Source organism: Kineococcus rugosus (genome assembly GCF_050871975.1).
Taxonomy (GTDB): domain Bacteria; phylum Actinomycetota; class Actinomycetes; order Actinomycetales; family Kineococcaceae; genus Kineococcus.
This window is the reverse complement of record NZ_JBJLSJ010000001.1, coordinates 1-14,110: the sequence shown is the minus strand read 5'-3', so window position 1 is coordinate 14,110 and position 14,110 is coordinate 1. Positions and strand designations below refer to the sequence as shown.

At 74.4% G+C, this 14,110-nt stretch carries 12 protein-coding genes; 11 read left to right on the top strand and 1 reads right to left on the bottom strand.

Going from position 1 to position 14,110, the window contains the following annotated elements; all coding sequences use genetic code 11:
* Positions 1-22: 22 nt before the first annotated feature.
* Complete coding sequence (hisF, locus tag ACRYM6_RS00060; RefSeq protein WP_432540345.1) at positions 23-796, top strand: imidazole glycerol phosphate synthase subunit HisF; 774 nt, start codon at positions 23-25, stop codon at positions 794-796.
* On the opposite strand, the gene ACRYM6_RS00055 is transcribed toward hisF, so the two are convergent.
* Positions 793-1,446: a TIGR03085 family metal-binding protein gene (locus tag ACRYM6_RS00055; RefSeq protein WP_432540344.1), complete on the bottom strand. Its 654-nt coding sequence runs from the start codon at positions 1,444-1,446 to the stop codon at positions 793-795. The genes hisF and ACRYM6_RS00055 overlap by 4 nt on opposite strands.
* A 52-nt stretch (positions 1,447-1,498) precedes the next feature.
* On the opposite strand from ACRYM6_RS00055, the gene hisI reads away from it, so the two are divergent.
* From hisI to ACRYM6_RS00005, 10 genes are all read left to right on the top strand, one after another.
* Complete coding sequence (hisI, locus tag ACRYM6_RS00050; RefSeq protein WP_432540343.1) at positions 1,499-1,870, top strand: phosphoribosyl-AMP cyclohydrolase; 372 nt, start codon at positions 1,499-1,501, stop codon at positions 1,868-1,870.
* Positions 1,867-2,457, top strand: coding sequence for a Trp biosynthesis-associated membrane protein (locus ACRYM6_RS00045; RefSeq protein ID WP_432540342.1), 591 nt, complete (start codon positions 1,867-1,869; stop codon positions 2,455-2,457). The genes hisI and ACRYM6_RS00045 overlap by 4 nt, the downstream gene beginning before the upstream one ends.
* Before the next feature lie 123 nt (positions 2,458-2,580).
* Complete coding sequence (locus ACRYM6_RS00040) at positions 2,581-2,859, top strand: HGxxPAAW family protein (RefSeq protein WP_432540341.1); 279 nt, start codon at positions 2,581-2,583, stop codon at positions 2,857-2,859.
* A 45-nt stretch (positions 2,860-2,904) separates the two neighbouring features.
* The gene (gene trpC, locus ACRYM6_RS00035; RefSeq protein ID WP_432540340.1) at positions 2,905-3,729 is read left to right on the top strand and encodes an indole-3-glycerol phosphate synthase TrpC; all 825 of its coding nucleotides are present in this window, start codon (positions 2,905-2,907) and stop codon (positions 3,727-3,729) included.
* Positions 3,726-5,027, top strand: coding sequence for a tryptophan synthase subunit beta (trpB, locus tag ACRYM6_RS00030; protein WP_432540339.1), 1,302 nt, complete (start codon positions 3,726-3,728; stop codon positions 5,025-5,027). The genes trpC and trpB overlap by 4 nt, the downstream gene beginning before the upstream one ends.
* Positions 5,024-5,848 (top strand): tryptophan synthase subunit alpha, encoded by an 825-nt coding sequence (gene trpA, locus ACRYM6_RS00025; RefSeq protein WP_432540338.1) that lies wholly within the window; start codon positions 5,024-5,026, stop codon positions 5,846-5,848. Before trpB ends, trpA begins: the two co-directional genes overlap by 4 nt.
* Before the next feature lie 20 nt (positions 5,849-5,868).
* A complete protein-coding gene (locus ACRYM6_RS00020) occupies positions 5,869-6,705 on the top strand; it encodes a DsbA family protein (protein WP_432540337.1) in 837 nt (278 codons plus the stop codon).
* Complete coding sequence (gene lgt, locus ACRYM6_RS00015; RefSeq protein WP_432540336.1) at positions 6,702-7,694, top strand: prolipoprotein diacylglyceryl transferase; 993 nt, start codon at positions 6,702-6,704, stop codon at positions 7,692-7,694. Before ACRYM6_RS00020 ends, lgt begins: the two co-directional genes overlap by 4 nt.
* A gap of 248 nt (positions 7,695-7,942) precedes the next feature.
* Positions 7,943-12,550 (top strand): glutamate synthase large subunit, encoded by a 4,608-nt coding sequence (gene gltB, locus ACRYM6_RS00010; RefSeq protein WP_432540335.1) that lies wholly within the window; start codon positions 7,943-7,945, stop codon positions 12,548-12,550.
* Positions 12,543-14,000, top strand: a complete 1,458-nt coding sequence (locus tag ACRYM6_RS00005) for a glutamate synthase subunit beta (RefSeq protein WP_432540334.1) — start codon at positions 12,543-12,545, stop codon at positions 13,998-14,000. Before gltB ends, ACRYM6_RS00005 begins: the two co-directional genes overlap by 8 nt.
* The last annotated feature ends 110 nt before the right edge of the window (positions 14,001-14,110 follow it).

Sequence of the window (14,110 nt, the reverse complement as noted above, 5' to 3'; positions counted from 1 at the left end):
CCGCCGACGGTACCGTTCACCCGTGAGCGTCGCCGTCCGTGTCATCCCCTGCCTCGACGTCGACGCCGGCCGCGTCGTCAAGGGCGTGAACTTCACCGACCTGCGCGACGCGGGCGACCCCGTCGAGCTGGCCCGCCGCTACGACGCCGAGGGCGCCGATGAGCTGACCTTCCTCGACGTGACCGCGTCCTCGGGCTCGCGGGAGACCACGTACGACGTGGTGCGCCGCACGGCCGAGCAGGTGTTCATCCCGCTGACCGTCGGCGGCGGCGTCCGCAGCGTCGCGGACGTGGAGAAACTGCTGCGCGCCGGCGCGGACAAGGTCGGCGTGAACACCGCCGCGATCGCCCGGCCCGAGCTGATCGCCGAGATCGCCGGCCGGTTCGGCGCCCAGGTCCTGGTCCTGTCCGTCGACGCCCGGCGCACGCTGCCGGGCGAGCCGACCACGGCGTCGGGGTACGAGGTGACCACCCACGGCGGGCGCCGGGGGACGGGCCTGGACGCCGTCGAGTGGGCGGCCCGGGCCGCCGAGCTGGGGGCGGGGGAGATCCTGCTGAACTCCATGGACGCCGACGGCACCAAGCGGGGCTTCGACCTGGAGATGCTGCGCGAGGTGCGCGCCCGGGTCGGGGTGCCCCTGGTGGCCAGCGGCGGGGCCGGGGCCGTGGAGCACTTCCCCCCGGCCGTCGCCGCCGGCGCCGACGCCGTCCTCGCCGCGAGCGTCTTCCACTTCGGGCAGCTGACGATCGGCGAGGTCAAGGACGCCCTGCGCGCGCAGGGCGCCCCGGTCCGCTAGGCGGTCCCCTGGACGGGGAAGGTCTCCCGGAAGCGGGCCAGCGCGGCGTCGGTGCCGTCGACCTCGACGAGCGCCCGGCTGCGGCGCCCGAAGGCGTGCAGCAGCAGCTCGGCGGGGTCACCGGTCAGGGCGACGGACTCCTCGCCCGCGCGGACCACCGCGCGCGGGCCGGCCGGGGTGACCAGCACCACGCCCACGCCGGCGCGGCGGTAGGCGACGCGGCCCACCACCTTCACCGTCCGCCACAGTGCCGCGTCCTGGGCCCGGGGCAGCTCGCGCGGGGCCCAGCCGGGCTGCGCGCGCAGGACGTCCTCGTGGTGGACGAAGAACTCGGCGCTGTTGGCCAGGCCGTCCAGGGCCGGCAGCTTCAGCGGGCCGTGCGGGCCGTTGCGCACCCGCTCGACGAGGTCGGCGAACGGCTGCTCGCGCAGACCGGCCACGACCCGGTCGCGGTGGCCGCGCAGCGGGGCGACGGCCTCCCCGAGCAGGACGTCGGGCCGGTTGTCGCGGACCGCGAGGTGGACCAGCAGGTCGCGCACGTCCCAGCCGGCGCACAGCGTCGGGGCCTGCGGGCCGACCCGCAACGCGCTGTCGCACAACCCGTCCCGTTCACGGCGGGCGTCGCTGGAGGGCCTGGTGGGGGTGACCATGCGCCGATGCTCCCACCCGCGCCCGACGGCGCGGCTCCCGGGCGGTGAGACGATGGCCCGCGTGTCGTCCCCAGTCCTCGACCCCCGCATCGCCGAGCGCCTCAAGCGCGACCCGAACGGCCTCGTCTGCGCCGTCGCGCAGCAGCACGACACCCGGGAGGTGCTCATGGTCGCGTGGATGAACGACGAGGCGTTGGCCACCACCCTGGCCACCGGCCGGGCGACGTACTGGTCGCGCAGCCGCTCGCAGCTGTGGCGCAAGGGCGACACCTCCGGCCACGTGCAGCGGGTGCTCAAGGTCTCCCTGGACTGCGACGGCGACGCCCTGCTGCTGGAGGTCGAGCAGGTCGGCGCCGCCTGCCACACCGGGGACCGCACCTGCTTCGAGGCGACGACCCTGCCCGTCGCCGCGCCGACCGCGTGAGCGCCCGTCCCCGCGACCGCCGGGGGCCGCTGCTGCTGCTGGCCGCCGCGGCGGCCGTGCTGGCGCTGGCCGCCGGGGCCCCGACCTGGGTGTCGGGCCAGGTGGTCACGGTCACCGGGGACACCGCGGTCGCCGCCACCGGCCGGCAGGCCGCGCCCGTCGCGACCGCCCTGGCCCTGGTCGCCCTCGCCGCGGTCGTGGCCTCCACGCTGGGCCGCCGCGCGGCGCGCGCGGTCGCGGCGCTGGTGCTCGTCCTCGCCGGGGCGGGGGTGGTCGCCGCCAGCGCCGGGGTCCTGACCTCGCCGCCGGCCGCGCTGGCCGCCCCGGCGCGCGCGGCGAGCGGGACCACGCAGGCCGAGCTGGTCGGCGACCCGGACGTGCGGCCCTGGCCGGTGGTCTCGGCCGCCGGCGGGGTGCTGGTCGCGCTCGCCGGGCTCGGCGTCCTGGCCGGTGCCCGGCAGGGGCGGGCGGCCACGACCTCGGCGCGGCACGAGCGCGACGCCCGGCGCGAGGTCGCCAGCCCCCGCGAGGACCCCGCGGCGGCCTGGGACTCGCTGTCGCACGGCGAGGACCCCACCGCCCGCTGAGGGCGGCCGCGCCCGTCCGACCCCCAGGCCCCGGAGTCGGTACGGTGTGCGTAGTACCGCCGCGGGGCGCCCGCCGTCCCGGCGCGGCCACCCCGTCTCGACCCGCCCCACGAGGAGCCCAGCGTGAGCACCCAGCCGAACCCCACCGCCCACGGGGACGCCGACATCGCCGACGAGCACGGCCACGGGCACAGCATCGCCGCCTGGGCCGGGGTGGCGGTCTGCCTGCTCGGCTTCCTCATCCTCTCGCTCGCGATCGTCTTCCCGAGCTGGACGTGGGGGATCGTCGGCGGTGTCGTCATCCTCGCCTCGCTCGTGGTGGCGGCGGGGCTGGCCAAGGCCGGCTACGGGGTCAAGGGCGCGGACGGCAAGCCCGTCGGCGCCGGCCGCCCCAAGCGCTGAGCCACCCCGGCCCGGCACGCCGGTGCGCGGGGATACCCTCGTCGCGTGACAGTCCTCGACGACATCCTGGCCGGCGTCCGCGAGGACCTGGCGGCGCGCAAGGCGCTCACCACGCTCGACGAGCTGAAGGAACGCGCGCACCGGCAGGTCCCGGCCAAGGACGCCCAGGGCCTGCTGAAGCCGCGCGACGCCGCCCAGCGCGGGGTGAAGGTCATCGCCGAGGTCAAGCGCAAGAGCCCCTCCAAGGGGGCGCTGGCCCCCATCGCCGACCCGGCCGCGCTGGCCGGTCAGTACGAGGCCGGTGGCGCCAGCGTCATCAGCGTCCTGACCGAGCAGCGCCGCTTCGGCGGCAGCCTCGACGACCTGCGGGCCGTGCGGTGCGCCGTGGACGTCCCGGTGCTGCGCAAGGACTTCGTCGTGGAGTCCTACCAGTTGTGGGAGGCCCGCGCCTGGGGCGCCGACGTGGTGCTCCTCATCGTCGCCGCCCTCGAGCAGGAAGCCCTGGTGTCCCTCATCGAACGCACGCACTCCCTGGGCATGACCGCGCTGGTGGAGGTGCACACGGCCGAGGAGGTCGCCCGCGCTCTCGACGCCGACGCACGGGTCATCGGGGTGAACAACCGCGACCTCAAGACCCTCGAGGTCGACAACGGCACGTTCGCCGACCTGGCGCCCCTCATCCCCGACGCGAAGGTCAAGGTCGCCGAGTCCGGCGTCTCGGGCCCGCGCGACGTGGTGGAGTTCGCCCGCGCCGGCGCCGACGCCGTCCTGGTGGGCGAGACGCTGGTCAAGGGCGACGACCCGCGCCGGGCCGTGGCCGACCTCGTGGCCGCCGGCGCGCACCCGGCCGTGCAGGCGGTGCGCCCGTGACGACGTCGCAGACCCCCCCGACCACGCCGGGCCGCGCCCTCGCCGAGGAGCGCGGGCCGTACTTCGGCGCCTTCGGGGGCCGCTTCGTGCCCGAGGCGCTGGTCGCCGCCCTCGACGAGATCGCAGCGGCGCACGAGGCCGCGATGGCCGACCCCGGCTACCTCGCCGAGCTCGCCGAGCTGCACCGCAGCTACACCGGCCGCCCGAGCATCCTCACCGAGGTGCCCCGCTTCGCGGCCCACGCCGGCGGCGCCCGCGTCATCCTCAAGCGCGAGGACCTCAACCACACCGGCTCGCACAAGATCAACAACGTGCTCGGCCAGGCGCTGCTGACCAAGCGCATGGGCAAGAAGCGCGTGATCGCCGAGACCGGCGCCGGTCAGCACGGCGTGGCCACCGCCACCGCGGCCGCCTTGATGGGCCTGGAGTGCACGATCTACATGGGCGAGGAGGACACGAAGCGCCAGGCGCTGAACGTCGCCCGCATGCGCCTGCTGGGCGCCGAGGTCGTGCCCGTGACGGCCGGCAGCCGGACCCTCAAGGACGCCGTCAACGAGGCCTTCCGCGACTGGGTCGCCTCGGTCGACAGCACGCACTACGCGTTCGGCACCGTCGCGGGCCCGCACCCGTTCCCCGTCCTGGTCCGCGACCTGCAGCGCATCGTCGGGATCGAGGCGCGCCAGCAGGTCCAGGACCTCGTGGGCCGGCTGCCCGACGTCGTCGCGGCCTGCGTCGGCGGCGGCTCCAACGCCATCGGCATCTTCCACGCCTTCCTCGACGACCCGTCGGTGGCGCTGCACGGCTTCGAGGCCGGCGGCGACGGCGTCGAGACCGGCCGGCACGCCGCCCCGATCTCCGCGGGCGCCACCGGGGTGTTCCAGGGCGCCCGCCAGTTCGTCATGCAGGACGAGGACGGCCAGACGGTGGAGTCGCACTCCATCTCGGCGGGCCTGGACTACCCCGGCGTGGGGCCCGAGCACTCCTGGCTGGCCGCCAGCGGCCGGGCCACCTACTCCCCGGTCACCGACGCCGAGGCCATGGACGCCTTCCGGCTGCTGTGCCGCACCGAGGGGATCATCCCCGCCATCGAGAGCTCGCACGCCCTCGCCGGCGCCCTGCAGCTGGGCCGCCGGCTCGGCCCGGAGGCCGTCCTCCTCGTCAGCCTGTCCGGGCGCGGGGACAAGGACGTGGACACCGCGGCCCGCTGGTTCGGGCTCGTCAGCGACGCCGACCTCGTCGCCTCGGAGGCCGAGCGGGTCTCCGAGACCCCCGAGAACACCGAAGGATCCGGCTGGTGAACACCCCCGTGCAGACCCGCACCGGCCAGGCCGCGGCGGCCGTGGACCGCGCGAAGGCCGAGGACCGGGCGGCCCTGGTGGCCTACCTGCCCGTCGGCTTCCCCGACGTCGACACCTCGATCGAGGCCGCGAAGGCGGCGGTGGCCGGGGGCGCCGACGTCGTCGAGCTCGGGCTGCCGTACTCCGACCCGACGATGGACGGCCCGACGATCCAGCGCGCCGCCGAGGTCTGCCTGGCCAACCGGACGCGTCCGGCGGACGTGCTGCGCGCGGTGGAGGCCGTCGCCGCCACCGGTGCCGCGGTGCTCGTCATGACCTACTGGCCCCCGGTCGACCGGTACGGCGTGGACCGCTGGGCGGCGGACCTGGCCGCCGCCGGGGGAGCCGGGCTCATCACGCCCGACCTCATCCCCGACGAGGCCGGCGCCTGGGTGGCGGCCAGCGACGCGCACGACCTCGAACGGGTCTTCCTCGTCGCCCCCAGCTCCACCGACGCCCGGCTGGCGACGACCGCCGCGGCCTGCCGCGGGTTCGTCTACGCCGCCTCGCTGATGGGCGTCACGGGGACGCGCGCCACCGTGGGGGCGGGGGCCTCCGAGCTCGTCCGCCGCACCCGCGCCGCCGGCGCCGAGCGCGTCTGCGTCGGCCTGGGGGTCTCCACCCCGGCCCAGGCCACCGAGGTCGCCGGGTACGCCGACGGGGTCATCGTCGGGTCGGCCTTCGTCCAGCGGATGCTGGACGCCGACTCGACCGCGTCCGGTGTCCGGGCCGTCGGCGAGCTGGCCGAGGCCCTGGCCGCGGGCGTCCGCACCCGCCCCTGAACCACGAGGAGATCGACGACGTGAGCACCAGGAAGCCCGGGGGTCACCCGGCCCGCGCCGCGCAGGCCGAGGACGCCCGGGAGGCCCGTCGCGCCAAGGCGGCCGCGATGCGGCAGCGGGAGCTGGCCAAGGAGCGCAGCCGCCGGGTGCTGCTCATCAGCATCGCCGTGGTCGTGGTGCTCGCGGTCGTCGCCGTCGTCGCGGTCGTCATCGACCGCTCGCGGGAGGACGACGTCCCGCTGGCCGCGCAGGTCGTCCCGCCGAGCGCGGGCGCCCGGGGCGCCGGGTACGTGCTGCCGGGCACCCCCGCCGCGGGTGCTCCGAGGCTCGACGTGTGGCTGGACTACCAGTGCCCGTACTGCGAGCAGTTCGAGACCCGGGCCGGCGACGCGGTGGTCGAGCTGGCCAGCAGCGGGCGGGCGGAGGTCGTCGTCCACACGCTGACGTTCCTGGACGGCAACCTCGGCAACGACTCCTCCCAGCGGGCGGCGGAGGCGGCGGCCGCCGCGGACGCGCAGGGCCGGTTCGTCGAGTTCAACCGGACCGTCTTCGCCAACCAGCCCGAGCAGGAGGGCACGGGGTACACCGACGACCAGCTGCGGCGGTTCGCGCAGGACGCCGGCATCACCGGGGACGCGCTCGAGCAGTGGCAGGCGGCCTACGACGGGCACGCCTACCGCGACTACGTGCAGTCGGTCGCCGACTCCATGCAGGAGAACGGCGTGACCGGGACCCCGACCGTCACGGTGACCCCTGCCGGTGGCCAGGCGCAGGAGGTCCCCACCGAGGACGTCCTGGGGTCGGACCCGGTGGCGGCGCTGCAGCAGGCCGTCGCGGCCGCCACCACGACGCCGTGACCGCGTCCTTCCCGGCCGTGCTGCCGAGCCCGACCGTCGCGGTGTGGCACCTGGGCCCGGTCCCGGTCCGCGCGTACGCGCTGTGCATCGTCGCCGGGATCGTCCTCGGCGTCCTGATCGCCGAGCGGCGCTGGCGCGCCCGGGGCGGGCGGCCCGACTTCGTCCTGGACGTGGCCGTGTGGGCCGTCCCGCTGGGGGTCGTGGGCGCGCGGGTCTACCACGTGATCACGTCCCCGCAGGCCTACTTCGGCGCCGGCGGCGACCCCGTCCGGGCGCTGCACGTCTGGGAGGGCGGGCTCGGCATCTGGGGGGCCGTCGCGGGGGGTGCCCTCGGGGCCTGGATCGCCTGCCGCCGCGCCGGGTACCGGTTCCTGCCGCTGGCCGACGCGATGGCGCCGGGGCTGCTCGTCGCGCAGGCCCTGGGTCGGTGGGGGAACTGGTTCAACAACGAGCTGTACGGCCGGGCGACCGACGTGCCGTGGGCCCTGACGATCCACGAGTGGGACGAGGCGGCCGGCCGCGCGGTCCTCGGCGCCGACGGCGCCCCCGTCGTGACGGGCACGTACCACCCGACGTTCCTGTACGAGTCGCTGTGGTGCCTGCTCGTCGCGCTGGTCATCGTGCTGGCCGACCGCCGCTGGGGGTGGCGGCACGGGCAGTCCTTCGCCGCCTACGTGGCGCTGTACTGCTTGGGTCGGAGCGTGTTCGAGGCCCTGCGGATCGACGACGCCAACGAGGTGCTGGGCCTGCGGGTCAACCAGTGGGTCGCCGCGATCGTCTTCCTGATCGCACTCATCGCGTTCATCCGCTCACGCAGAGTCAATGCTGGTCGGGATGAGGTCCTGGAGCGGGTACATTCCTCCGAGTCGCCGACGGCCACCAGCCCGGACGGCGACCCAGGGAGCCCGTCCGGCGGACAGACCGTCACCGCAGCGGGGGACCGCACCTCACCCGACCGCGACGAGCGGCCGGGCGCGCAGGATTCGTGACCGTTTCTGGATCCTCGTGTGATGTCCGAGTGCACGTGAGCACGGCATCGCGCGCGTTACAGTGAGGTGAACGCGGGCCAGTGCCGTCCCCCGTTCGTGGATCGCGCCCCCCAGGCGCGAGCCTCATCTCGAAGAGACTGACCCGGCTCACCGAGATCCGCCCCCGCGGCGAACGCTCGAGGAGACCCGTCGAGACCCCCTGTCCACCGAGGTCCGTCCCGGCCTCTCTCTTCAGGACGGTGCACTGCATGTCGCTTTCCCCTCAGCACCAGAGCGCACAGCAGACCGGGCCGCAGGTCCGCCCGCTGCCCTTCACGAGCTTCCCGGCGGACGCCGGGCTGTACGACCGTGACAACGAGAAGGACGCCTGCGGCGTCGCCTTCGTGGCGACCATGCGCGGTGAGCCCGGTCACGACATCGTCGAGCACGCCCTCACGGCGCTGCGCAACCTCGACCACCGCGGCGCCGTCGGCGCCGAGACCAACACCGGCGACGGCGCCGGCATCCTGACCCAGGTCCCCGACGAGTTCCTGCGCGCCGTCATGGCCGAGCAGGGCGTCGAGCTGCCCGCCAAGGGCGCCTACGCCGTCGGCAACGTCTTCCTGCCCGTCGAGGAGACCGCGCGCGCCGGGGCCGTGCGCCGCATCGAGGAGATCGCGCGCGCCGAGGGCCTCGACGTCCTCGGCTGGCGCGACGTCCCGGTGACCGCCGACCTCGTGGGTCAGCAGGCCCGCGCGGCCATGCCGCACTTCGCCCAGCTGTTCCTGGCCTCGGCCACGAACGGCCTGTCGGCGATGGAGACCGGCCTCGACCTCGACCGCCGCGTCTACCCGGTCCGCAAGCTCGCCGAGCGCGAGCTGGCCGTCTACTTCCCGTCGCTGTCGGCGCGGACCATGGTCTACAAGGGCATGCTGACCACCGGGCAGCTGGAGCCGTTCTTCCCCGACCTGTCCGACCGCCGGTTCACCTCCGAGCTGGGCCTGGTCCACTCTCGCTTCTCGACGAACACCTTCCCGAGCTGGCCGCTGGCCCACCCCTTCCGGACGATCGCGCACAACGGCGAGATCAACACCGTCAAGGGCAACCGCAACTGGACCGCGGCGCGCGAGTCCACGATGAGCACCCCGCTCATCCCCGGCGACGTCCAGCGCCTCGGGCCCGTCTGCGCCACCGAGGGCTCCGACTCCGCCTCCTTCGACGAGGTCCTGGAGCTGCTGCACCTGGCCGGCCGGTCGTTGCCGCACGCGGTGCTGATGATGATCCCCGAGGCGTGGGAGAACAACACCGAGATGGACCCGGCCCGCCGGGCCTTCTACGAGTTCCACTCCATGTTCTCCGAGCCGTGGGACGGTCCCGCGAACCTCACCTTCACCGACGGCACCGTCATCGGCTGCGTCCTGGACCGCAACGGGCTGCGCCCCTCGCGGTACTGGGTCACCGACGACGGCCTCGTGGTGCTGGCCTCCGAGACGGGCGTCCTGGAGCTGGACCCCAGCTCCATCGTGTCCCGGGGCCGCGTCGCGCCCGGCAAGATGTTCCTCGTCGACACGGCCAGGGGCCGCATCGTCGACGACGAGGAGGTCAAGGCGGAGCTCGCGGCGGCGCAGCCGTACGCCGAGTGGCTCAAGAACGTCGTGCGCCTGGGCGACCTGCCCCCGCGCGAGCACATCGTGCACTCGCACGCCTCGGTGACCCGCCGTCAGCAGACGTTCGGCTACACCGAGGAGGAGCTGCGGCTCATCCTGGCCCCGATGGCCCGCGCCGGCGCCGAGCCGATCGGGTCGATGGGGTCGGACACGCCGCTGGCCGTGCTGTCCACCCGGCCGCGGATGCTCTTCGACTACTTCACCCAGCTCTTCGCGCAGGTCACCAACCCGCCGCTGGACGCGATCCGCGAGGAGCTCGTCACCTCGCTGATCAGCGTCACCGGCCCGCAGAAGAACCCGCTGGCGGAGTCGGCCGCGCACTGCCACCAGCTCGTGCTGCCGTTCCCGGTGATCGACAACGACGAGCTGGCCAAGATCGTCCACATCGACCGCGACCGCCGCAACCCCGGCCGCACGACCCACATCGTCAAGGGCCTGTACCGGGTCGCGGGCGGCGGGGCCGAGCTGGCCCGCCGGATCGAGGAGATCCGCGCGGAGGTCTCGCGCGCCATCGCCGACGGCGCCGTCTTCGTCGTGCTCTCCGACCGCGACTCCAACGCCGAGTACGCGCCGATCCCGTCGCTGCTGCTGACCTCGGCCGTGCACCACCACCTCGTGCGGCAGAAGCTGCGCACGCAGGTCGGCCTGGTCGTCGAGGCCGGTGACGTGCGCGAGGTGCACCACGTCGCGCTCCTCATCGGCTACGGCGCGGCCGCGATCAACCCGTACCTGGCGATGGAGACCGTCGAGGACCTCGTCCGCAACGGCGTCATCACCACCGTCGACGCCCAGACCGCGGTCCGGAACCTCATCAAGGCGCTCGGCAAGGGCGTCCTGAAGGTCATGTCCAAGATGGGCATCTCGACCGTCGCCTCCTACCGCGGCGCGCAGGTCTTCGAGGCCCTGGGCCTGTCCCAGACCCTCGTCGACGAGTACTTCACCGCCACCACCTCCCGCCTCGGCGGCGTCGGGCTCGACGTGCTCGCCGAGGAGGTCGCGATGCGGCACCGCCTCGCCTACCCGGTGGAGGGGCAGGAGCGCGCGCACCGCCGCCTGGAGACCGGCGGGGAGTACCAGTGGCGCCGCGAGGGCGAACCGCACCTGTTCGACCCCGAGACGGTCTTCCAGCTGCAGCACTCCACCCGGCAGCGCAACGAGGCCCTCTTCCGCAAGTACACCTCCCGCGTGGACGAGCAGTCCGAGCGCCTGATGACGCTGCGCGGGCTGCTGCAGCTGAAGAAGGGCGCCCGCGAGCCGATCCCGTTGGAGGAGGTCGAGCCGGTCTCCGAGATCGTCAAGCGGTTCTCCACCGGCGCGATGAGCTACGGCTCCATCTCGCAGGAGGCCCACGAGGTCCTCGCCATCGCGATGAACCGCCTCGGCGGCCGCTCGAACTCGGGGGAGGGCGGCGAGGACGTCGACCGCCTGTACGACCCCGAGCGCACCTCGAAGGTCAAGCAGATCGCCTCGGGCCGCTTCGGCGTGACGAGCAACTACCTGACCTCGGCCACCGACCTGCAGATCAAGGTCGCCCAGGGCGCCAAGCCCGGTGAGGGCGGGCAGCTGCCCGGCCACAAGGTGTACCCGAACATCGCCAGGACCCGGCACTCCACGCCGGGCGTCGGGCTGATCTCGCCGCCGCCGCACCACGACATCTACTCGATCGAGGACATCGCCCAGCTCATCCACGACCTGAAGAACGCGAACCCGGCCGCCCGGGTCCACGTGAAGCTGGTCTCGGAGGTCGGGGTCGGCACCGTCGCGACGGGCGTCTCGAAGGCCAAGGCCGACGTGGTGCTCATCTCCGGCGCCGACGGCGGGACGGGTGCCGCCCCGCTGACGAGCCTGAAGCACGCCGGCGGCCCCTGGGAGCTCGGCCTGGCCGAGACCCAGCAGACGCTGGTGGTCAACGGGCTGCGCGACCGGATCGTCGTGCAGGTCGACGGGCAGTTCAAGACCGGCCGCGACGTCGTCATCGCCGCCCTGCTCGGGGCGGAGGAGTTCGGCTTCGCGACCGCACCCCTGGTCGTCTCGGGCTGCATCATGATGCGCGTCTGCCAGCTGGACACCTGCCCGGTCGGCGTCGCCACGCAGAACCCCGAGCTGCGCGCCCGGTTCACCGGCAAGGCCGAGTACGTCGTGAACTTCTTCGAGTTCGTGGCGAACGAGGTCCGCGAGCTGCTGGCCTCCCTCGGCTTCCGCTCCATCCGGGAGGCCGTCGGCCACGTGGAGGTCCTCGACACCCGCCGCGCCGTCGCGCACTGGAAGGCGTCCGGCCTGGACCTCGCGCCGATCCTGCACGCCCCGACGGCCCCGGAAGGCTCGACGCTGCACAACTCCACGACCCAGGACCACGGCCTGGAGAAGGCGCTGGACCACGTGCTCATCGAGCGCGCCGCCGACGCCCTGTCCTCCGGCACGCCGGTGCGGGTGGAGCTGCCCGTCCGCAACGTCAACCGCACCGTCGGCACCCTGCTGGGCCACGAGCTGACGAAGCGGTGGGGCGAGGAGGGGCTGCCCGAGGGCACGATCGACGTCACCCTCACGGGGTCGGCCGGTCAGTCGCTGGGCGCGTTCCTGCCCCGGGGCATCACCCTGCGGCTGTTCGGGGACGCCAACGACTACGTCGGCAAGGGCCTGTCCGGCGGCACCGTCGTGGTGCGCCCGGACAGGGCGTCGGGGTCGCGCGACCGCGACATCATCGCCGGCAACGTCATCGCCTACGGCGCCACGACGGGGACCCTGTTCCTGCGCGGCGAGGTCGGTGAGCGGTTCTGCGTCCGCAACTCCGGGGCCACGGCCGTCGTGGAGGGGGTGGGCGACCACGCGCTGGAGTACATGACCGGCGGTGAGGTCGTCGTCCTGGGCCGCACGGGCCGCAACGTCGCCGCGGGCATGTCCGGCGGCTTCGCCCACGTGCTCGACCTCAAGGAGCACCGGGTCAACCGCGACATGGTCGACGTCGTCCCGCTGGACGACGAGGCCGCCGCCCGGGTCCACGACCTGCTCGTGGCCCACCGGGAGAACACCGACTCCACCATCGCCGCCAAGCTGCTGTCCGACTGGGGCAGCGCCCGGCAGCGTTTCTCGACGATCGTCCCGCGGGACTTCGCCCGCGTGCTCGAGGTCAAGGCCAAGGCCGTCTCCGACGGCCTGGAGCCCGACTCCGAGGCCGTGCTCACCCGCATCATGGAGGCTTCGCATGGTTGACCCCCGGGGGTTCCTCAAGGTCCGCGAGCGCGAGCTGCCGCCTCGCCGGCCGGTCCCGCTGCGCCTGATGGACTGGCGCGAGGTCTACGAGAAGCAGGACCGCGCCCAGCTCGAGCGGCAGGCCGGTCGCTGCATGGACTGCGGCATCCCGTTCTGCCACAACGCCTGCCCGCTGGGGAACCTCATCCCCGAGTGGAACGACCTGGTCAGCCGGGGCGACATGCGCGAGGCCATCGAGCGGCTGCACGCGACGAACAACTTCCCCGAGTTCACCGGGAAGCTGTGCCCGGCCCCGTGCGAGTCGGCCTGCGTGCTGGGCATCAACCAGCCGCCGGTGACCATCAAGCAGGTCGAGGTGATGATCGCCGAGAACGCCGCCGAGGCGGGCTGGATCACCCCGCAGGTGCCCGAGCGCCTGACCGGCAAGACCGTGGCCGTCATCGGCTCCGGTCCGGCGGGTCTGGCGGCGGCCCAGCAGCTGACGCGGTCGGGGCACACGGTCGTCGTCTACGAGCGCGACGACGCCGTCGGCGGGCTGATGCGCTACGGCATCCCCGAGTTCAAGATGGAGCGCGCGGTCCTGGACCGCCGGCTGGCCCAGATGGAGGCCGAGGGCACCCGGTTCCGCCCGGGCGTCGAGATCGGCGTCGACATCACCGGCGAGCAGCTGCGCGACCGCTTCGACGCCGTGGTCGTGGCGACCGGGGCGACGCAGTGGCGCGAGGTCGACCTGCCCGGTCGCGACCTGGCCGGCATCCACCAGGCGATGGAGTACCTGCCGCCGACCAACCGCGTCGCGGTGGGCCAGGAGCGCCCGGCCGACTACATCGACGCCGCGGGCCTGGACGTCGTCGTCATCGGCGGCGGGGACACCGGGTCGGACTGCTACGGCACCGCGCTGCGCCAGGGCGCGAAGTCGGTGACGCAGCTGGACATCTACCCGGTCGCCCCGGAGGAGCGCGGCGCGCACGAGCCGTGGCCGACGGTCCCGAAGGTGTTCTCCGTCTCCAGCTCCCACGAGGAGGGCGGGACCCGCAAGTTCTCCGCCTCGACGCGGGAGTTCGTCGGCGAGGACGGCCGGGTCACGGGGCTGCGCCTGGTGGAGGTCACCAAGGTCGACGGCGTCTGGACGCCGGTCGAGGGCACCGAGCACGACCTCCCGGCGCAGCTGGTGCTGCTGGCCATCGGGTTCGCCGGTCCCGAGCACGGCGACCTCGTGGGTCAGCTCGGCCTCGGGGCCGACTCGCGCACCCGGTTCACCCGGACCCCCGGCTACGCCACCGGCACGCCGGGCGTGTTCGTCGCCGGGGACGCTGGCCGCGGCCAGTCGCTCATCGTGTGGGCCATCGCGGAGGGCCGGGCGTGCGCGGCCGCCGTCGACGAGTTCCTCATGGGCGACACCGCGCTCCCGTCGCCGATCCGGGCCGACGCGGCGCCGCTGACGGCCTGACCGGGCGCCTCGCGCACGGTCGAGGGGGGGGGGGGGGGGGCCGGGGCGCCCCCCCCGCCCGCCCCGCCCCCCCCCCCCCGCGGCGGGGCGGATGTCCGCCGCCCCCGCGG

Coding starts and splice junctions, on each gene's coding strand:
- ACRYM6_RS00055 (WP_432540344.1), bottom strand. CDS start 1,446: ATGGTCACCCCCACCAGGCCCTCCAGCGACGCCCGCCGTGAACGGGAC.
- gltB (WP_432540335.1), top strand. CDS start 7,943: ATGTCGCTTTCCCCTCAGCACCAGAGCGCACAGCAGACCGGGCCGCAG.
- hisI (WP_432540343.1), top strand. CDS start 1,499: ATGGCCCGCGTGTCGTCCCCAGTCCTCGACCCCCGCATCGCCGAGCGC.
- ACRYM6_RS00005 (WP_432540334.1), top strand. CDS start 12,543: ATGGTTGACCCCCGGGGGTTCCTCAAGGTCCGCGAGCGCGAGCTGCCG.